The organism is Vibrio sp. Vb0888 (genome assembly GCF_033338835.1).
GTDB lineage: Bacteria > Pseudomonadota > Gammaproteobacteria > Enterobacterales > Vibrionaceae > Vibrio > Vibrio alginolyticus.
Genome location: NZ_JAWOTL010000006.1, coordinates 267,125 through 287,009, shown reverse-complemented (window position 1 = coordinate 287,009; position 19,885 = coordinate 267,125). Strand labels below are relative to the sequence as shown.

Annotated in this window: 21 protein-coding genes; 10 read left to right on the top strand and 11 right to left on the bottom strand. The window is 44.7% G+C overall.

What is annotated here, in order from left to right:
* Position 1: 1 nt before the first annotated feature.
* A complete protein-coding gene (locus tag R7P72_RS11705; protein WP_005380264.1) occupies positions 2–1,342 on the bottom strand; it encodes a Na(+)-translocating NADH-quinone reductase subunit A in 1,341 nt (446 codons plus the stop codon).
* A 473-nt stretch (positions 1,343–1,815) separates the two neighbouring features.
* Positions 1,816–2,124: a transcriptional regulator BolA gene (bolA, locus tag R7P72_RS11700; RefSeq protein WP_318110523.1), complete on the bottom strand. Its 309-nt coding sequence runs from the start codon at positions 2,122–2,124 to the stop codon at positions 1,816–1,818.
* Positions 2,125–2,367: 243 nt separating this feature from the next.
* Here bolA and R7P72_RS11695 point away from each other — a divergent pair, with 243 nt between their 5' ends.
* From R7P72_RS11695 to R7P72_RS11680, 4 genes are all read left to right on the top strand, one after another.
* Complete coding sequence (locus tag R7P72_RS11695; RefSeq protein ID WP_005380260.1) at positions 2,368–3,522, top strand: methyltransferase; 1,155 nt, start codon at positions 2,368–2,370, stop codon at positions 3,520–3,522.
* A 32-nt stretch (positions 3,523–3,554) separates the two neighbouring features.
* The gene (locus R7P72_RS11690) at positions 3,555–4,124 is read left to right on the top strand and encodes a YajG family lipoprotein (protein ID WP_005380259.1); all 570 of its coding nucleotides are present in this window, start codon (positions 3,555–3,557) and stop codon (positions 4,122–4,124) included.
* Positions 4,124–4,669, top strand: a complete 546-nt coding sequence (locus R7P72_RS11685; protein WP_005380258.1) for a peptidylprolyl isomerase — start codon at positions 4,124–4,126, stop codon at positions 4,667–4,669. Before R7P72_RS11690 ends, R7P72_RS11685 begins: the two co-directional genes overlap by 1 nt.
* A 71-nt stretch (positions 4,670–4,740) precedes the next feature.
* Entirely contained in the window at positions 4,741–6,093 is a 1,353-nt protein-coding gene (locus tag R7P72_RS11680) for an AmpG family muropeptide MFS transporter (protein ID WP_005380257.1), read from the top strand.
* Between the two features lie 63 nt (positions 6,094–6,156).
* Here the strand turns inward: R7P72_RS11680 and R7P72_RS11675 are convergent, their stop codons facing one another.
* Genes R7P72_RS11675 through R7P72_RS11660 form a run of 4 tightly spaced genes read right to left on the bottom strand, consistent with a single transcriptional unit; the run spans position 6,157 to position 9,393 of the window.
* On the bottom strand, positions 6,157–6,816 hold the full coding sequence (locus R7P72_RS11675) for a ChrR family anti-sigma-E factor (protein WP_005380256.1): 660 nt from the start codon (positions 6,814–6,816) through the stop codon (positions 6,157–6,159).
* Complete coding sequence (locus R7P72_RS11670; protein ID WP_005380255.1) at positions 6,813–7,397, bottom strand: RNA polymerase sigma factor; 585 nt, start codon at positions 7,395–7,397, stop codon at positions 6,813–6,815. Before R7P72_RS11670 ends, R7P72_RS11675 begins: the two co-directional genes overlap by 4 nt.
* Positions 7,398–7,441: 44 nt before the next feature.
* Positions 7,442–8,800, bottom strand: coding sequence for a DUF4397 domain-containing protein (locus R7P72_RS11665; protein WP_213885659.1), 1,359 nt, complete (start codon positions 8,798–8,800; stop codon positions 7,442–7,444).
* Positions 8,797–9,393: an LON peptidase substrate-binding domain-containing protein gene (locus R7P72_RS11660; RefSeq protein WP_005380253.1), complete on the bottom strand. Its 597-nt coding sequence runs from the start codon at positions 9,391–9,393 to the stop codon at positions 8,797–8,799. The genes R7P72_RS11665 and R7P72_RS11660 overlap by 4 nt, the downstream gene beginning before the upstream one ends.
* A gap of 323 nt (positions 9,394–9,716) precedes the next feature.
* Between R7P72_RS11660 and R7P72_RS11655 the strand changes: the two genes are divergently transcribed.
* The 4 genes from R7P72_RS11655 to csdA all read left to right on the top strand — a co-directional run bounded on the left by R7P72_RS11655 (position 9,717) and on the right by csdA (position 13,320).
* The gene (locus tag R7P72_RS11655) at positions 9,717–10,514 is read left to right on the top strand and encodes an outer membrane protein OmpK (RefSeq protein ID WP_005385292.1); all 798 of its coding nucleotides are present in this window, start codon (positions 9,717–9,719) and stop codon (positions 10,512–10,514) included.
* Between the two features lie 108 nt (positions 10,515–10,622).
* Positions 10,623–11,513: a 2-dehydropantoate 2-reductase gene (gene panE, locus R7P72_RS11650; protein WP_017820775.1), complete on the top strand. Its 891-nt coding sequence runs from the start codon at positions 10,623–10,625 to the stop codon at positions 11,511–11,513.
* Positions 11,510–12,109 carry a DJ-1 family glyoxalase III gene (locus tag R7P72_RS11645; RefSeq protein WP_006742560.1) on the top strand — a complete coding sequence of 200 codons (600 nt, stop codon included), beginning with the start codon at positions 11,510–11,512 and terminating at the stop codon, positions 12,107–12,109. Before panE ends, R7P72_RS11645 begins: the two co-directional genes overlap by 4 nt.
* The gene (gene csdA / locus R7P72_RS11640) at positions 12,109–13,320 is read left to right on the top strand and encodes a cysteine desulfurase CsdA (RefSeq protein WP_025768229.1); all 1,212 of its coding nucleotides are present in this window, start codon (positions 12,109–12,111) and stop codon (positions 13,318–13,320) included. The genes R7P72_RS11645 and csdA overlap by 1 nt, the downstream gene beginning before the upstream one ends.
* 33 nt (positions 13,321–13,353) lie before the next feature.
* Here the strand turns inward: csdA and R7P72_RS11635 are convergent, their stop codons facing one another.
* From R7P72_RS11635 to R7P72_RS11615, 5 genes are all read right to left on the bottom strand, one after another.
* A complete protein-coding gene (locus R7P72_RS11635; protein ID WP_136976877.1) occupies positions 13,354–14,274 on the bottom strand; it encodes a sensor domain-containing diguanylate cyclase in 921 nt (306 codons plus the stop codon).
* 309 nt (positions 14,275–14,583) lie between these two features.
* Positions 14,584–15,012 carry a cysteine desulfurase sulfur acceptor subunit CsdE gene (gene csdE, locus R7P72_RS11630; RefSeq protein ID WP_213907268.1) on the bottom strand — a complete coding sequence of 143 codons (429 nt, stop codon included), beginning with the start codon at positions 15,010–15,012 and terminating at the stop codon, positions 14,584–14,586.
* 19 nt (positions 15,013–15,031) lie between these two features.
* On the bottom strand, positions 15,032–15,841 hold the full coding sequence (gene tcdA / locus R7P72_RS11625; protein ID WP_005380241.1) for a tRNA cyclic N6-threonylcarbamoyladenosine(37) synthase TcdA: 810 nt from the start codon (positions 15,839–15,841) through the stop codon (positions 15,032–15,034).
* 99 nt (positions 15,842–15,940) lie between these two features.
* Entirely contained in the window at positions 15,941–17,044 is a 1,104-nt protein-coding gene (mltA, locus tag R7P72_RS11620; RefSeq protein WP_005391723.1) for a murein transglycosylase A, read from the bottom strand.
* 273 nt (positions 17,045–17,317) lie between these two features.
* The gene (locus R7P72_RS11615; protein WP_213907269.1) at positions 17,318–17,773 is read right to left on the bottom strand and encodes a DUF2850 domain-containing protein; all 456 of its coding nucleotides are present in this window, start codon (positions 17,771–17,773) and stop codon (positions 17,318–17,320) included.
* A 162-nt stretch (positions 17,774–17,935) separates the two neighbouring features.
* Between R7P72_RS11615 and argA the strand changes: the two genes are divergently transcribed.
* Both argA and R7P72_RS11605 read left to right on the top strand, forming a co-directional pair.
* On the top strand, positions 17,936–19,273 hold the full coding sequence (gene argA, locus R7P72_RS11610; RefSeq protein WP_012841478.1) for an amino-acid N-acetyltransferase: 1,338 nt from the start codon (positions 17,936–17,938) through the stop codon (positions 19,271–19,273).
* A 416-nt stretch (positions 19,274–19,689) separates the two neighbouring features.
* Positions 19,690–19,878, top strand: coding sequence for a hypothetical protein (locus R7P72_RS11605; protein WP_005380230.1), 189 nt, complete (start codon positions 19,690–19,692; stop codon positions 19,876–19,878).
* The last annotated feature ends 7 nt before the right edge of the window (positions 19,879–19,885 follow it).

Genomic DNA, 19,885 nt, shown 5'->3' with positions numbered 1-19,885 from the left:
ATTACCCTTCCTTCTCGATAGTATCTAGGCATTCACGAAGTAACGTACCGTACTCGTACTTACCTGGACATACAAAGGTACACAATGCTAGATCTTCTTCATCCAGTTCAAGCGCACCCAGTGCTTGAGCACTGTCTGTGTCGCCGGCACATAGATCACGAAGCAGCAAAGTAGGCTCCATATCTAGAGGCATTACGCGTTCGTAGTTGCCAATTGGAACCATTGAACGATCACTACCATTGGTCGTCGTTGTCATATTGAACAACTGACCTTTGAATACGTGACCAAGGAAAGAGCGAGTTACCGAGAACTTATTCTTACCAGGCATTGCCCAGCCAAATAGTTCTTTTTCACGGCCTTCACGTAATACAGAAACCTGTTGATGGTAACGGCCAAGGTATGCGTGTGGACCAGTTGCATGTGTACCTGTTAGTACTGAACCAGAGATCACACGAACTTCGCCAGGCATCAGCTCGTTATCTGTTAGGTCATCTAAGCTTGCACCCATTACGGTACGAACTAGACGAGGGTTATTCACAACTGGGCCAGCTAGAGACACAACACGATCTGTGCATAGCTCACCAGTTAGGAACAGCTTACCGAACGCGATAACGTCTTGGTAGTTGATGCTCCATGCCACATTCTCTGCATTTACTGGGTATAGGAAATGCATGTGGGTGCCAGCAAGACCTGCTGGGTGAGGGCCATCGAAGACGTGTTCTTCTACGTTAGACTGTGAAGAGCGTGGCAAGCTAGTGCCAGATTTACATACGTAAACCTTGCCTTCTGTCAGGGCTGAAAGAATGTCTAGACCAGCAATGAATGCTTCTTGTTGCTCATTAATGATCAACTCAGGCTTAGCTGCTAGTGGATTAGTATCCATTGCAGTTACGAAAATAGCCTTAGTAGAAGACTCGATTGCAGGAACCTTGCTAAACGGACGAGTACGTAAAGCGGTCCATAAGCCAGAGTCAACCAACTGAGTCTTGATCACTTCACGATCTAGACCTGAAAGTTGAGCGGCTTCGAACTTATCAAATGTCACCTGCTCTTCACCTGCCACTTCAATCACTACAGATTGAAGGACACGTTTAGCGCCACGGTTAACTTCGATCACTTTACCGGCTGCTGGTGCAGTAAATTTCACGCCTGGGTTCTTTTTATCTTCAAAAAGAACTTGCGCTTTTTTCACTTCATCACCAACGCGGACATGCATGGTAGGTCGCATGCCAACGTACTCTTCGCCAAGCAAGGCGACTTTTTTGATGGTCTTACCATCATTAATCACCTGGGATGGAGTTCCTGCGATAGGAAGATCCAAGCCCTTCTTTATTGTAATCATACGCACTTGCACTACTTTTATCGGGAAAAAGATTCTTTTGATTGCGTAACTTTTAGACACGACATCAGTGTCCGGTTTTGATGTTGTTTTAAACATCAAAATCGCAACATCCTATTAAAAATCTCGTCACAAGGAATACGCGAGATTTATCAGGTGCCGTAGTCTAGCATTTTTTAGGAACTTGATGCCATGATCAATCATTAGAATAGAGGGGTTATTTCGGTAGAATCAGGTCTAAAAGGTCAAAGAATAGTCATAACTTTGACCCATCGCACAAATGCCATATTCCATACATATCTTATGGAAAAGTGATATTCATCGCCTGAAATATTCTGCAATTTCCATTCATTTGTTGAAACACTGTTAACACATTTTTTAACCAGAATTTGTGCCACGTTAACGTCCCTAAAGAATGTAAAACGAAAAAAGATGGCCTTAAGCCACCTTTCTCTGCACCTTTATATCTTGCGTTTTTAGTGAGCACCACCCATACACATCGGGCTATCAGGGGCGCCATCTTGTTCACGCTTCCACTCTTCATCAGTATATGTATGAATAGCTAATGCATGAATGTGGTTGTCCAGTTCATCTGCCAAAATTTGATGAACTTGACGATGGCGCCCAATCAAACGCTGTCCCGCGAACGAATCACTCACAACAATCACTTTGAAATGACTCTCTGAGCCTGGTGGCACATTATGCATGTAGCTCTCATTAATGACTTTGAGATAGCTGGGTTGCAGCTCACTGTGTAGTTTCTTCTCTATGATTTCTTGGATCATATTCGTTCCTCATTGATGCGAATTCCATAAGTATATACCTAAGTAAAGCAGACATGCATCACTCAAACGTCACTCTCATTATTGACGCACTTTGTAGACATATTGTCTCAAGGCGCTTGACTCCACGAACATGTCTAAAGAGCAGCCATCACTGAACTCGTAAAATTTGACAGCTTTTTGTATCTCGACACGTCATCATTTGCGACAATAACACTTAATTTCTAAATCAACTTACATTTAGCTATGAAAACCGAACTGAACCTTCACGAGCGAAGCTTAACACTTCATCGTTTCCCAAAACGTAGTAACGAAACGCTACAAGCGTGGGATGCCGGTGATGAGTATCTTATTAATCATGTTGAAGAGCTTGCTTTGCCAGACAATCAAAACATCCTCGTGATTAATGACAGCTTTGGTGCCCTCTCCTGCTGGTTTTCGGAAAAGCACCATGTAACGCTAATGAGTGATTCATTCATCTCACATAAAGGTGCACAGCAAAATCTCGAGCAAAACCAGTGCAATAAAGTAGCGTTTGCCACCACGATGGACCTCGTTCCTGCCAATATTGATCTCGTCTTGCTGCAACTGCCCAAAAGTAACCGCCATCTAGTGTGGATACTAAGCCAATTAAGAAAGGCGCTACCGGCTTCCTGCCCCGTCATTGCAGTCAATAAAGCGAAAGACATTCATACTTCGACGCTAAAACTGTTTGAAAAATACTTAGGCGAAACAAAAACATCTTTGGCCTGGAAAAAGCACAGATTGGTGTTTTCTCAAGCAACAGTTGAGCCTACGATTGAAGTAATGCCTTTCACGACTTGGCGCGTTGATGGCGAAGATATCGAACTCAAGAACATGCCAAATGTCTATTCAGGAGAAAGTTTAGATTTAGGTGCACGCTTTATGCTGCAGCACCTGCCTCAAGACCCTTCAATAGACAATGTCATCGACCTCGGCTGCGGCAATGGTGTTCTGTCTGTTAAATTTGGTCAGTTGAATCCAAATGCTCGGCTAACATGTGTTGATGAAAGCTTTATGGCGCTTGAGTCGGCAAAACAGAACCTACGCGACAACCTTGGTGAAAATAGAGACATACAGTGCATAGCGAACAATTGCTTGGACGGTTTTAAACACAGCAGCAGCTCTATGGTTATGTGTAATCCACCGTTTCATCAACAACAGGCAATCACCGATCATATTGCTTGGCAAATGTTCTGCGATGCTAAACAAGTATTAAGTGAAAATGGCCGTTTACTGGTTATCGGAAATCGTCACCTCGGGTACGACGCAAAACTCAAACGTCTGTTTGGCGATAAAAATGTGAAACTTATCGCTTCCAACAATAAGTTTGTGATTTTACAGGCTACAAAAAATCCTGCTAAATTAAGCGCAAAATAAGCTTTAGCAAAATAGTTAAAAGGAATAATAAAATGAGAAAATTGGTACTTGCGGCTTCGGTTGCGTTGCTTGCTGCGTGTTCAGCCCCTCAACAACCTCAGCTGAACCTGATGCCAGAAAGCACATTGAGCACCAATCCAATTGTTCAAGGCAAGACTTACAGTTTGACCAGCAAAGATGTACGTGCAGCGCAGTACGTGGCGTTGGTGGATAACGGCCGTTCGAACATTCTTCCTCTTCATGCTAAACAGAATTTACGTATTGCGTTAGAAGAAGCATTAGAGAAGCAATTCTCATCTCAAGGTTTCCATGCGGATCTAAACAGCAACAACGCGATTGAATTGAGCGTTCAAGAAGCGTTGGTCAACGTGAAGCATTCGGTGATGGAAAATGAGATGGATGCTAAAGTTGTGCTGGAAATCACAGCAGAGACACCTGAGGGCAAGCTAGTCAAAACTTATACAGGTACAGCAAAGCGATCTGGCACATTGAGTGCTTCTGATGCCGATATTGAAGAGACATTGAATGATGTGGTGACATTGACGCTTAAAGAGATTGCCAATGACCCTGAGCTTCGTCAATACATGCAGGAGCGTTTCTAATGTTACGCAAAGCGATTCTGTCCTTAGCACTACTCAGCTGCAGCGTTTGGGCTGGACCAAAAGTAGCGTTTGAAACGACACTTGGTTCATTTACGGTTGAGTTAAACGAAGAGAAAGCACCTATCACTGTCGCTAATTTTCTAAAATATGTAGAAGATGGGAGCTACGAGGGTACTATTTTTCATCGTATTATCCCAGGCTTCATGGCACAAGGTGGCGGCTTTAACCAAGATATGCAGATGGTGAAAACATACGCGCCAATCAAAAACGAAGGAAATAATGGTCTAAACAATGACCGTGCTACCATCGCCATGGCACGAACCAATGCACCAAACTCTGCAACTCGTCAGTTTTTCGTCAACTTAGTCGACAATGACTTTCTCAACTATGGCGCTCGACCACCAGGTTATGCTGTATTTGGTGAGGTTACTGAGGGGTTCGACGTTATCCAGAAAATGGCTCAGCAGCCGACCACGACGGTAGGCCGAATGCGTGATGTACCAGAGACGCAAATCGTCATCACCAAAGCTACACTACTTAAATAGCCAAAACGATAAGCCCTTTGAATAATCGAAGGGCTTTCTCTTTCAACGGCTTCATTTTATTGGATTGATTTATGTCTTCATTACCTTCCATCACTTGGTTGGAAACGGTAAAAAGTTACCTCGATAAACGACTCATGTGGGTTTTCATGCTGGGCTGCTCTAGCGGCTTTCCGTGGGTTCTTATCGGTTCAAACATGTCAGGTTGGCTAAAAGATGCCGGCTTGACCCTCTCCGCAATTGGCTATTTTGGTAGCGTTTTTGCGGTCTATGCGATCAACTTTCTGTGGGCACCTCTGGTTGACCGCGTGAAGCTGCCAGTCCTCTTTAGACTGCTGGGGCAAAGACGTAGCTGGATTTTCTTTTGTCAAAGTATCGTACTCGTCGCTACCCTATTTATTGCCGGTGTTAATCCAGCGGAAAACTTGGTGTTTGCGTCACTACTCGCCTTGTGTATTGCAACGGCTTCAGCGACACAAGACATCGCAATTGATGCTTTTCGTATTGATACTTTCCCAAAGTCAGAAGAGTCTAAACTGCCTCAAGCTTCTGCAATGGCGGTCATTGGCTGGTGGACAGGTTATTCACTACCGGGTTATTTAGCGTTTGTTAATGCTGACAGTGTCGGTTGGAATGGTGTGTATTACGGGATGGCGGTGATAGTCGGCATTCTAATGGTCTTTACGATTTTAGTCGGTGAACCTAAGACTCAACGCGAACAACTTCAGTCTGCCGCTGAACAACGCCACAAAGAAGTGGTTGGTTCGAAAGTCGTAGCTTGGTTTACCGTGACTGTTGTGGAACCTTTCCTTGATTTCTTTAATCGCAATGGTGTCCGTGTCGCGATTACTCTGTTGCTGTTCGTTTTCCTATTTAAAATTGGCGAAGCGTTTTTGGGCAGGATGTCGATCGCGTTCTACAAAGATATTGGTTTTAGCAATGAACAAATTGGCTATTACTCCAAACTGATTGGTTGGGGAGCCACCATCTTCTTTACTTTTGTCGGAAGCATGTTCAACGTTAGGTTTGGTATTGTACGTGGATTAATGATCGGTGGTATTGCTATGTCTGCCAGTAACTTGATGTTTGCTTGGATTGCTTCGGTAGGCCCAAACGAGCACTTGTACTTAGCCACGATTATTGTCGATAACTTTACGACTGCTTTCTCAACTGTCGCTTTTGTTTCATTTTTGACGATTCTAACCGGACAAGCATTTTCGGCAACTCAGTATGCGTTGCTTGCTTCTCTAGGAAACTTCGGACGGACGACTCTTGCTTCTTTCAGTGGCGAGCTAGTGGATTATCTTAATGATTGGAGCACATTCTTCGTGCTTACCGCTGTCATGGTCGTGCCAAGCTTGATTATGTTGTACTCGCTACGACATTACTTTGATGCTCTATTGGAAAAAGCACGTCACAAGCATTAACGAAACATATAAAAAACCACCGAATTCGGTGGTTTTTGTTTTGCGAGATATAAGATAAGAGGTCTATGGGTATAACCCTTTACCAAACATATTAAATATACGTGCCACGCCTTGAGTAAAGATCATCGGCTCAGTCAATACGGTTAAACACAAGCAGTCTTCTCCGGCCTTAGTGTAAGGGCTGTGCTTCACTGATGCGTCTCTAATCATCAAATCGCCCTCTTCATATTGGCCATCCTCGTCACTAAATCCGCCATGCAGGATCAATGTAGACTCCAGGCCTTTGTGCGTATGTTGAGGAATTTGCACATCTTCCCCGATGTACATTAAGCTGACACGAGCGTCTTCCCCTAGGTCAATCTGAGCACTAAAAACCTTGCCTCCGTAACTTCTCCATGACCCTACGAGGTCAGAGAAACGCGCTAGAGTTTTAGGAAGAGCGAAACTTTTTCCTGCGACATTAACAGCAGCAGAGTCGCGGATCACGATATTATCAGTCGCTGGCTCCGCATTGATGATGTCATTAAACATGTCGTCAAATTCAGAAACATACTCAGAAGGTATGTCACTTACGATGTTCGCTTGACTTGCTTCGACTTGGTTCACATAAGCTCGGCACTTGGTGCATGTTTCTAAATGGGTTGCGACCACAAGACCAGAAACCGCATCAATGCTTCCCGAAGCGTATGCTTCTAACAAGCTGTTATCTGGGTGTTTGTTCATAGTTGCTCCGTATGCATTGAATGCCTTAGCTTTTCTACTGCAAGCCTCAGCCTGGATTTTACAGTACCGAGGGGTATATCAAATAATTCCGCGACCTGTTGATGAGGTAGCTCTTCAAGATATACCGCTTGTAAAACATCTCTCTGGTTTTTCGGTAATATATCTAAAAACTTAACCACCTGTTCTTTCAACATATCTTGTTCTGGTGAATAGTGATCAACAAGATCAGGTGGATAATACTCTGACGGCCAAATGTCATCAGAATGAATGTGTAATTCCTTACCTTTCTGTTTTCTCAGCAAATCAAAACAAAGGTTTCGGATTATGGTATATATCCAAGTCGATAACGCGCTCTTTTCACCATCATAGAGGTGCGCTTTCTGCCAAACTGTCGCCATGGTCTCTTGCACCATCTCCATAGCAACTTGCTCATTACCAACATGTTTGTAAGCGAATTGCTTCAGCTTGGGTGCGTAAAAACGGAATACAAAAGCGAACGCATCTTTGTCTCGAGCCTTCACTTTATCCATGTAATCGTTCCAATCACTGCGCCCCAGTTTTTTCGGGCTATCACTCATCATAATCGGCCTTAATTTGTGGGAGGAGTCTCCTCCTCCCATTCGTCCTAATCGGTCACGTCATCGACCAACAAGTTGAAACCACCGTTGTTCCCATCATCAATGGCAACGACTTGGTACACAACACCGTTCATTACATTGACTGGTGCTGAGTCAACCGCAACAATACTTGGGTTACCAGCCACTGTTACCGTTACATAATATGTACCTTCAGCGACATATAATCCTTGTGCGCTATTTTTATACGCAAAATTAGCAATAGTTGGATCACTTCCATCTATTCCTGCACTCGTAGTGAGGTAAATATCCACCATTTCCGCTATAGGATTAGCCGCAGCGTGTGTCACATTCAATGTCGCGCTAGTCGCCACAGCGCGTCTCATATCTTCAACAACCAGAGCTTCGATATCAATCGCTGGGCTAACAACACCGACTGCATAAACACTGTAATCCATTCCACCTGCAACCATTAACCCGTCAACATCTATGATCGGATTGGTTGTTGTGCCATCCACGTAAACGTCAATATCGTAAGCGCCAGCAGCAAGATCCAAATAACCACGAATCTCTTTGAACGCTAAGTCGGCAAGAGGAGCGAAGGCCGCCCCGTTAACGTTAACATCGACGACTGGCGCTCCATCGACAAGGTGTCCGACTCTTACTTCAGCTTGGCTGCCCATATCTTCAATTATAGAAGAGCCCGAACCGTCCAACACCAAGAGTTTGACAGGTGACGTGCTATTCGAATCTCCTGTGCCGATAGCGGCAATCGTCAAGTTGGAATTAGCCGCAAGAGGTACTGTGCCGGAGTCAAAAGCAACGCTGTCTCCTACGGCAAGTCGAACTTGATACTCACCAGCTGGGATGTTCAATACGTCGGTAGAAGCTTTGTAAGCAAGGTTAGTTATTGGAGTCGCGCTAGCAAGAGCAACACCTGGCTCAGTGACATAAAGATCAACAGCAGGAACGCCTGAAGCTGCATGAACAACTTGAACATCTAGACTATTGGCATCAGCCATTGAATCGGCGCTGCGAGTCACAACTAAAGGCTCAACTGGGTTTGGCGAACCATCGGCATCGCCAACAACGAACACGTTATAATTGAGGTCGGAATCAAGATCTAGTTCTGTTTTAGGTATTACGGTCGCGGTTTCATTACCTGGGAGCTGAACATCGACCTGAATCGAATTCATCCCCTCTCGCAATTTAACGTAGCCAGATCCCACACCATAATCAACATTCGTTAATGATGGTTTATCGTTGATCCACACATTTGCAAGCGGCGCGTCAGAAGACGCGTGCACTGCTTGTAAATTGGAATACTCGATAGTGTCACTGTCGGAGCCACACGCCGCCAGTCCTAATGCCGCCACCATAGTTAGCGCAGCTCTGCCAAATCCTTTCATATCCTTGCCTCTTTGTTAGTCGGGGCTTCTATGGCTTCTGTCAGAAATTGCAACGCAGGAATGCAGTTCTCTGCGCCAACGAGCTGTTCGAACAGATTGCAGTCTAAAGGAAGTAATTCAAGCCAGCGCTGGGTCACCCAAGCTGAGTCATCGTAAAAACGATGCTGGTAGAGGTTTCCAAGTTGAGGAAACTCTTCATAAACATGGGATAACTGCTGGCTTAAATAGAAGAAATCTGGTGAGTTGTCTGGATGTTGCCAATTGTCTAACCATTCGACCTCTGCATGGCGTAAGCCGTCCGCATCTGCACGAACTCGTTTGACAACAAAGCGTTTCTCACCAGCGACTGTAATACCAAGAAGACCATCACTGAGTGTTTCAAAATCAACAATCCTGACCAAAGTTCCGATAGATGAAACGTTACCCACGTCTTTAGGGTCACCTTCACTTCCTACTAGGCAAACTCCAAAACCCACATTTTGTAGACTGCATTCCTTTACCATTCGCTTATATCGTGGCTCAAAAATGCGCAGATTCATTTTACCTTCAGGGAGTACAACTGAAGTGAGTGGGAATAACATGACTTCTTTCATTCAAACGTCCTCTTTGATTCACGGATACATACGAATCCCTTATCACTCCGATCACTAACGATTTATGTTGGTTAATCGACTGGCTTAAAAAGTCATAAAATCGCTCACGCAAACGATCCAAATCACACATTTATTGCAATAAAATGCAACAAACAAAAAGTTCCGTAAATAAAGATAATTTCGTGATGCAACTCACCAAAAACGTTTCATTTTGCACCCTTTATCACTTTCATTTGGGATTTTTATCGCTATTATTCCCGCCAATTGGAAAGCGCAGCACAGATTGCGTGTTCTGAATCATTACAAACATAGAGAGTCCCCTTATGCGTAAATCACTTTTAGCTCTTAGCCTTCTAGCGGCTACTTCAGCTCCAGTTATGGCGGCAGATTACTCTGACGGCGATATTCACAAAAACGATTACAAGTGGATGCAATTTAACCTAATGGGTGCATTTGACGAACTTCCAGGTGAGTCTTCACACGACTACCTAGAAATGGAATTCGGCGGCCGCTCTGGTATCTTCGACCTTTACGGCTACGTTGATGTATTCAACCTAACTTCTGATCCAGGTAGCGACAAAGCTGGCGCAGAGAAGATCTTTATGAAATTCGCTCCACGTATGTCTCTAGATGCGGTAACTGGTAAAGACCTATCTTTCGGTCCAGTTCAAGAGCTATACGTTGCAACTCTAATCGAGTGGGGTGGTAACTCTGGTGTTAACTCTCAAAAAATCGGTCTAGGTTCTGACGTAATGGTTCCTTGGTTTGGTAAAGTTGGTGTTAACCTATACGGCACTTACGACGGCAACAAAAAGGATTGGAACGGTTTCCAAATCTCGACTAACTGGTTCAAACCATTCTACTTCTTCGAGAACGGTTCATTCATTTCTTACCAAGGCTACATCGATTACCAATTCGGTATGGATGATGATGCTGGTAACAAGTTTGGTTCAACCGCGTCAAACGGTGGTGCAATGTTCAACGGTATCTACTGGCACTCAGACCGCTTCGCAGTGGGTTACGGTCTAAAAGGTTACAAAGACGTGTACGGTATCAAAGATACTGATGGGTTCAAGTCAACTGGCTTTGGCCACTACCTTGCTGTAACTTACAAGTTCTAATTGAACCACTAAGTTTGCTCAAAAATGGCGCCTTTCGGCGCCATTTTTATTTGCTTTCCTTTTTTCCCTCATTATCCTTGCAGCAAACCTTTTTAATGAGAGCGTTTGGTGAATATCCTTATCCTCGGTCCAGGTGCGGTGGGCTCACTCTGGGCAACAAAATTTAAGCTTGCCGGGCACAATGTTTCATTGTGGGGAAGAAGTTCTGAAAGCCAACAATCACTTCAGTTGGATGACACACCCGCAATCGTATTCAGTAATCAAGATATTTCCTCCGTAAATAAAGCAGATCTCATTTTGATCACGGTAAAAGCTTGGCAAGTGGAAGACGCCATTCAGCCTTTGCTCCCTCATATCAATACAGACACGATTATCATGCTGATGCACAATGGTATGGGTACTGCCTCTGCCTTGGAGAAGGTTGTGCCAAACAATCCGATAGTGCTCGCAACAACGACGCACGGCGCATACAAACCAGATAACCAACACGTATTGCATACCGGTCACGGAACAACGCAAGCGGGTGGTTATAATGACAAAGGAATGCAGTGCGCTTTTCTGCAAGATGTTATGCATCATGCTCTTCCAGAGGTCATTTGGAATCCACACATCCAATCTGCGTTATGGACTAAGTTAGCAATTAACTGCGCGATTAACCCACTGACTGCGATTCACCAGTGTAAGAATGGTGAGCTTGCGCAGCCCGAGTTTAAGATACAACTCGAAAGCATCACTCAAGAACTGGTTGAAGTAATGAGTAAAGAAGGTATTGCTATCGAGTTTCGCTCTCTTTTCGATACGGTAATGCAAGTGGTGAACGCCACAGCTGAGAACTATTCTTCAATGAGGCAAGACGTATTCCATCAACGTCGAACGGAAATTGATTTTATAACCGGATACTTGTTAAAGGCTGCCGAGAAACATCGTATCAATACGCCTGAGAATTTAAAACTTTACCAACGCATCAAACAAATAGAACAAAGCTGGACAGAACAATGAGTAAGAAAATCTTAGTGCCAATAGCTCCAGGCACCGAAGAAATGGAAGCCGTCACCGTTATCGACATGATGGTTCGCGCGGGTTATGACGTTACAGTAGCGAGTGCTGCTTTTGATGGCTCATTGACGATGAAAGCTTCTCGCGGAGTCACACTAACTGCCGATTGTAAGCTAGTCGATATCGCTGATGATGAGTTTGACGCCATAGCGCTTTCTGGTGGTGTTGGTGGTGCAGAAATTTTTCGTGATAGCACGGTGATGATAGAAATCCTTAAGCAGCACATCTACGAGGGAAAATTGGTCGCTGCTATCTGCGCAGCACCGGCGTTGGTATTGCAACACCATGATCTTTTCCCACAATCACTGATGACCTGTCACCCGAGCTTTCAGTCACATATCCCGGAAGAGAAGTGGCGCAGCAAACGCGTGACCTTTGATATCAACCACAACCTGATCACCAGTCAAGGTCCGGGTACAGCTTTAGAGTTCGCGATGGAAGTAATCATTCAACTCTCAGGTAAAAAACACGCATGGTCAGTTGCTGAACCAATGATCCCTCTGCCTACTCTGCACTACCACAAGCTTGGTGAGGAATAATGTTTGACGTAAATGCTGTACGCGAGCAATTTCCTGCTCTAAACCAATCCGTCAACGATACGCCCTTAGTGTATCTAGATAGCGCAGCGACAACGCAAAAACCGCAATGTGTGATTAATGTCATCAGTCATTACTACAGTGCGCAAAATGCCAATGTTCACCGTGGCAGCCATAGTTTAACGGCTAATGCCACCAGCCAATTTGAAGCGGCACGAGAACGAGTGGCAAGCTTTATTGGTGCAAACAGCTCTAAAGAGATCATTTGGACACGGGGCGCAACCGAAGCACTGAACTTAATTGCTCAAACCTACGCCCGTAGCACGTTACAACCAGGTGATGAGATCTTGATTAGCGAGATGGAGCACCACGCCAACATCGTGCCCTGGCAAATCGTGGCAGAGCAAACGGGTGCTAAAGTCATTAAAGTTCCGATGACATCAGATTGCCAGTTCGACATCAGTGCATTTGAGGCGCTTCTGTCTGACCGCTGTAAAATTGTTGCTTGCGCGCAAATAACCAACGTAACAGGCACACGCCAACCTATAGAAAAAATCACTGAACTGGCGCACAACGTTGGCGCGGTTATTGTAGTTGATGGCGCGCAAGGCATCGTACATGAGCAACTTGATTTATCGGCATCAGATATCGATTTCTACGTTTTCTCAGGTCACAAACTTTATGCACCAGCAGGCATTGGGGTTTTATACGGCAAGCTTGAACTTTTGGAAGCCATGCCACCATGGCACGGCGGCGGTAAAATGGTTGAACGCGTTTCTTTCGAAAAAACGACGTTTTCTGCACTTCCTGGAAAATTTGAAGCGGGCACACCAAACGTTGCGGGCGCGATTGCTCTAGCGAAAGCCATTGAGTGGTACCAAGGTTTTGACCATCACGAAGTAGAGACTCATCTCCATGCGCTTCAGGATAAGGCCTACCAAGCACTAAGCGCTTTGGATGACATCCATATTCTAGGCTATCAACCGAATGCCTCTGTACTGACCTTCGTAATGGACGGCGTTCATCACCAAGATATTGCGACGCTGCTCGATCAACAAGGCATTGCGGTACGAGCAGGACACCACTGCGCTCACCCATTGATGGATGCGCTAAATGTGAAAGGCACGGTACGCGTCTCTTTTGGTATTTATAACACGACGAGCGATGTGGAAAGACTCATCGCCGCCGTTGAAAAAGCCGTCGACATGCTATAACGCCAACGGTTTGATTTGGAGTAACCAACAAGGTTACTCCATCTGCCTATCCAGAGTCGCCACGCAATTTCTGCCATTTCTTTTCGCAGCATAAAGCGCTTTATCTGCATGCGCATACAAACGTTTGGTGGTTTCATTTCTGCCTATTTCCACCACGCCTACACTCACCGTGACCGGAATTTCAATCTTTTCAAATTCGAACTGACAATTTTGAATGTGGGAACGTACTTCCTCTCCTACCTCTTTCGCCGCCGACAGAGAAGTTTCTGGCAAAATAATCGCAAACTCCTCCCCTCCGACTCTTGCGAAAATTTCGTCTTTGACGAGTAAGTGAGAAACCAAATCAGCTAACGTCTCTAAGACATAATCCCCCGCATCATGACCACGTTTATCATTGATGACTTTAAAAAAGTCCAAATCAAACAATAACAACACGGAGTGATAATCTGGAGCTTGGGATTTAATAACTTCTTCTGTGAGCTTTTCGAAAAAAACACGTCGGTTGTAGATATTGGTGAGAGCATCTATTTGGCTTTGATGGCGAAGAAGGGTTTCAACTCGGTGGCGATTGGAGATGTTGCGTGTAAGAATAAGGACAACGCGACGACCCCGGTATTTTATAGCGAGTGGGCAGATCTTGCCTTCGTAGTATAGGTCGCCTCTTGGTCCACTGTTGGCATCTATTCCCTGAATGCTGTCGGCGCACATCTTGTACTCGATCGTCACAATACTGTCTTGTTTCAGTGATCGACTGATCTGCTCGATAAACCAGTCGGCTTTATCTTTTTCAAGTACGCTGTGAAGTGTCTTACCTATCAAATTGCTTCCATCGTGATAGGCTTTTTTATCTGTTCCTCCAAAAACATCAATATAGATACCATCTTCACTCAGAATAAAAGTGGGGTCTGGCATTCCGGATAATACGTCTTGCGCATGTTCCAAGGTGAATTGCATATAGGGAGGTTCCTAGCGTTTGTACCTAAATATCCCAATCGCCTCCAAATGCGTGTCAGCATTGGGGAACAGGAGCGAATGAGGCATATGTCTACTATCTAATATAGACAAATTTTAAATACAATTGAGTTTATAAAAACCAAGTGGGCAATATAATGAACCAGGATCAATAGAAAGGTTAATTAACACTAAAATAGTCGACTATTTGCATACTTTTTATCCATATGCAAAAAATGTCTCAACTCAGATACAAAAAAGCGCCAAACAGCTAGGTTATTCGGCGTTTTTAAGAATTGGGAAAATGACTCGTTACACGGCGGTTTGCTTAATCTGCTCTACAATAGCTTTCAAGCCATTACCACGTGACGGGCTTAAATGGGAGACAAGCCCCAGTTGACCAAAATAAGCATCAATATCAAATGCTTGAATTTGATCGGCCGTTTTTCCGTCATAAGCCGCCATCACCAAGGCAATCAATCCACGGACGATACGCGCATCGGAGTCCGCACAAAAATGCCAAACGCCATCTTGCTCTTGGCTCACTAACCACACCAAGCTTTCACAACCCGAAACGGTAACTTGTTCTGATTTCAGCTCTTCTGGTATTTGTGGCAGCTTTTTACCCCACTGAATAACCTGACGGTAGCGATCTTCCCAGCCTTGAAATTGCTGCATAGTCGCTACAATGTCTTCGCTGGTGATATCTGTACCAAATGGAGAAACGGGAAAATCTGTCATGATGCGCTCTTCTTCTAGTTTACTTCTTATATTTTGAAATCAACTTCTCAACGATTCGCGATACCGCGACAAAGCCAAACGTTGCAGTTACCACAGTCGCCGCACCAAAACCGCTAGCACAATCCATACGTTTTGGGCCTTCCGCTGTCGACTTCACACCACACACTGAACCGTCTGCTTGAGGGTACTTCAGCTGCTCGGTTGAAAACACGCAATCAATACCAAACTTACGAGCCGGATTCTTAGGGAAGTTATGATGACGACGCAAGGTGTCTTTGATTTTCTTCGCTAGAGGATCTTGGATCGTTTTCGTTAAATCAGCGACCATGATCTGCGTTGGGTCAACCTGACCACCAGCGCCCCCCGTAGTGATCACTTTGATCTTGTTGCTGCGGCAATACGCCAACAAAGACGCCTTCGCTTTTACGCTGTCAATCGCATCTAGCACGTAATCAAACTCTTTGCTTAAGTACTCATGTTGATTGTCTGGCGTGATGAAATCATCAATCAGATTGACTTTACACTCTGGGTTGATCAATTTGACACGCTCGGCCATAACTTCAATTTTGCTTTGGCCAACGGTGCCCGTCATCGCATGAATTTGGCGGTTAATATTCGTGACACAAACATCGTCCATATCAATCAGAGTCAACTCACCGATCCCCGTACGAGCCAGCGCTTCCACCGCCCATGAACCTACGCCACCAATACCAATCACACAAACGTGTGCAGCGCGAAGAATGTCTACTTCGCTGTTGCCATAAAGACGACGAGTGCCGCCAAAGCGTTGATTGTAGCTGTCAGATGCTGGGGTATCGAGTTCACGCATATTGAAGTCCAGATGATCGATAGAAAAACAAAGAGTGCGATTTATACGCACTCTTTGATGAAATGTCTAGATAAGAGGCGGTTCCTCTTTCTTGGATGGCTATTGTAGCTTTTCTGGCGGCAAAGCCCAAGGCGCTTGAGTTGGTGAGTTTTCCAGCCCAAGTTTCCAAACTCGACCAAAATGCTTGTAGTGCCCTGCTTCCGTTCCTGCTCTCGCACCAATGCCATGATACAGATCCAAATGGTTCTGTTTTACAGCACCACCAGTGTCTAAAACGATCAGCATTCGCAGTTGATGCGCACCACTCCACGTACCATCGGCATTCAGCAGTGGCACTTCCGCCAAGATTGGAGTCCCCATTGGTAAGATAGAACGGTCACCCGCGACCGCGGCCATTGGCAACAAAGGAATACCAGCCGATCCCGTTACTGGCGCTTCCGCTTTTGGCGCAAAGAAGACGTAAGAAGGGTTTTGCTCCAACAACTCGCGTACTGTTGCGTCGTCGTTGTCCATTACCCATTCTTTAATCGCTTTGAGAGACATTTTTTCACGCGGCACTTCACCACGTTCAATCAAAATGCGGCCAATACTAACGTAAGCTTTATTATTTTTCCCTGCGTACGCGAAGTACTCCAACGTATCATCATCTTCAAAATGCACATAGCCACTGCCCTGCACTTCCATCATAAACGGGTCAATACGGTTAGGTGCATAACCTAGCACTAAACCTTGGCCATCTAATGCCCCGTTGTAGATCTCCGCGCGAGTCGGACAATCTGATGAGCAGTTTGGCTTGCCATAAACTGGGTACTTAAAAATGTCGTTTGGTGTATGACGCAGTTCCATCACGGGAGAAAAGTATCCGGTAAACAGCACATTACCTTTTTTATCACCACCACCCAATTGCGCGGCTTGAATGCCAAACGCACTCAACGCACTGGTATCTCCGCTCTGTTGCGCCCACTCACTTAATCGTTGATATAGCGGTTGGTATATCTTCGCCATGGATGGTGACTTTATCACCACTTGCTCAGCTTGCTTGTTAAATTCAGTAAAATCGCGTGGTTTGTTAGACTCAACCACATCCACTTGATTGAGGATCTGAGGAAACTCACCATCAAGATATTGCTGAGCACGATCATTTTGTTGAGCACAGCCAAAGAGTAGGCTCAAAGAGATAATAGGAAGGAGTTTTTTTAACACGTGTCTTTTCCGTAAAAGAGAATAGCAAAAGGATGGCAAACAAATGCATACGGTGCAATTGAAAAGCAACGACAAAATGTTTCAACGCTAAGCCAATCCGTTTACTCGTTGTAAATTCATTCAGTTAATGCAACATGATAACAGCGGAAGAATTACGGAATTGTCCGGATTATGTTTGGAAGTAAAATTTACTGATTGAGAGATGAAATTGTGATCATCCATATGGCTCACAGACGCAAGAGAGCTCTGCTTAAAAGACAATAATAAAAACGACTATCTTACCGCTATCCTTGCACGTCCCTCTAAACGGAATACAGGTAGATAATGATCATTGGCATCCAGCTTCATTTCTGCATGCTGCTTACCCACAAAATTGAAGTGCCGCTCATTTGAACCCACTCGATACGAAAACGAATCCCCATCGAATTCAAAACTGGTCGCCACTGTAGAACCATTTACGGTAACACCGCGCTCACTCAACACAAATTCTTCACGAGCATAAGGCGCAACATCTTGCTCAACCCAGCGACCATAAATTGTCGATTTGGGAATGGGCGGATTAATGGTTCGAGTAATCAAATCACTATACAGCATGCACACGACAACGGTTCCAACTATCGCTATAAGCATGAGAGAACGCTCTAGCCACTTACGAAGCATTGATTTAGATGACGTTTTTGACAGATTTGAAGCAGTGATCGCAGCATTCTTATTAACAGCAGAAGACATGAGGTTCACGTATTGAGGAAAGACGCCACCATTGTAACCTTCCCTCTTAACGGGACCAAGAACCTACCTCAATATGTTTGTGCTTTATTCCAAAATTTCGCCTTGCCACTCAATGAATAAAAAGGCATTATTTTAACATAATTAAACAAAGGAATGGCTGTAGTGAAAATTCGTAGTACTGCTCTCGTAAAAGGATTCCGTCAATCAACACCTTATGTCAATGCTCACCGCGGAAAAACCATGGTGATCATGCTGGGCGGAGAAGCCGTCGCACACAAAAATTTTGGCAATATTATTAATGATATCGCACTCATGCACAGCCTCGGAATCAAAGTCGTGGTGGTGTATGGTGCACGTCCTCAAATTAATCAGCTGCTAGAAAAACAAGACCTCACTACGCCTTACCACAAAAATATCCGCATTACGGATGAATCGGCTTTATCTGTTGTTATGCAAGCTGCCGGACAACTTCAGCTTGCGATTACTGCGCGCCTATCAATGAGCCTCAACAATACTCCGATGGCAGGTACCCAGCTCAATGTCGTTAGCGGAAACTACATCATTGCCCAACCACTCGGCGTTGATGATGGTGTGGACTATTGCCATAGTGGACGTATTCGCCGCATTGACACCGACGCGATTAATCGCACTCTTGATCAAGGTTCAATTGTTCTGCTAGGTCCCATTGCTAGCTCTGTGACTGGCGAGTGCTTCAATTTATTATCGGAAGAAGTCGCCACCCAACTAGCGATAAAGCTGGGTGCGGATAAGCTGATTGGTTTTTGCTCCGAACAAGGTGTCATTGATGACAACGGCAATGCTGTCGCCGAGTTACTACCAATTGAGGCGGAGCATGTCATCAAAACGCTTTCTGAAAATACGTCTCCTGACCTAGATTACAACACTGGAACACTGCGCTTTCTTAAAGGCTCTATTGCCGCTTGCCGTGCCGGAGTACCTCGTAGCCACTTGATCAGTTATAAAGTAGATGGCGCCTTAATTCAGGAGTTGTTCTCTTTCGACGGTATCGGTACCCAAGTTGTTATGGCGAGTGCTGAACAAGTGAGGCAAGCTAATATTGACGATATTGGCGGTATCTTAGACCTCATTCGCCCGTTAGAAGAACAAGGTGTACTGGTTAGGCGCTCTCGAGAACAGCTAGAGCAAGAGATTGGAAAATTTACCATCATCGAAAAAGACGGCTTGATTATTGGCTGTGCTGCCCTTTATCCATACCCAGAAGAGCGTAAAGCTGAGATGGCTTGCGTAGCGATTCACCCTGACTATCGTGATGGAAACCGAGGTTTGTTACTGCTCAACTACATGAAACATCGTTCTAAATCCGAAACCATTGATCAGATTTTTGTCCTCACGACACACAGTTTGCATTGGTTCAGAGAGCAAGGTTTTTACGAAGTCAGTGTCGACTATTTGCCTGGAGCCAAACAAGGGTTATATAACTTCCAGCGTAAGTCCAAAATCTTAGCGTTAGATTTATAGCTTAACCTTAAATCAGGGAGCGAAACTTAACGTTCCACTATACCAACTAACCTCAAAGGGCAGGATTTAGTTCATTAACGCTCAACCCTGCACATCGAGCTTGTTTAGGAACGAGTTTGTTGAGGAGTAAGGCCACACATAAACCCTACTCCGGACTAGCGGGTCATCATGTAAACCCAACTTAGAAATGCGCAAACCATTGCTTGATTTTTGTTCCAATTTTATCTTTTAAATATACATTTGGTTGGCTATACTCTGCTCGCTAGTGATTGGTTTTTAACCAATACGAATGGATCTAGGTGATGTAATTAGCCTTCACCCTAAAATACTGGGCAATTGAAAAACTAGTTAGCTCCGTATTGCACACCAAGGACAGTTGTTAATCTGACTTTAAATAAGCCGAGACGAGCACTGTTATGAGAACAATCATTTGTAATTCGCTTCAAAGCTTCTGGGATATGGCTGACAATCAGTTTTTAGAAGGCCTAGACGTCCACTGTGTTTTCCCCGTAAATGACGCTATCCGAGATTTTATTCTTGCTTATCAACAGCAATACAAAATACGCAGCGTGTCTTTTACCAATGCGTTTGCAAAACATGCATAAAAGAAGA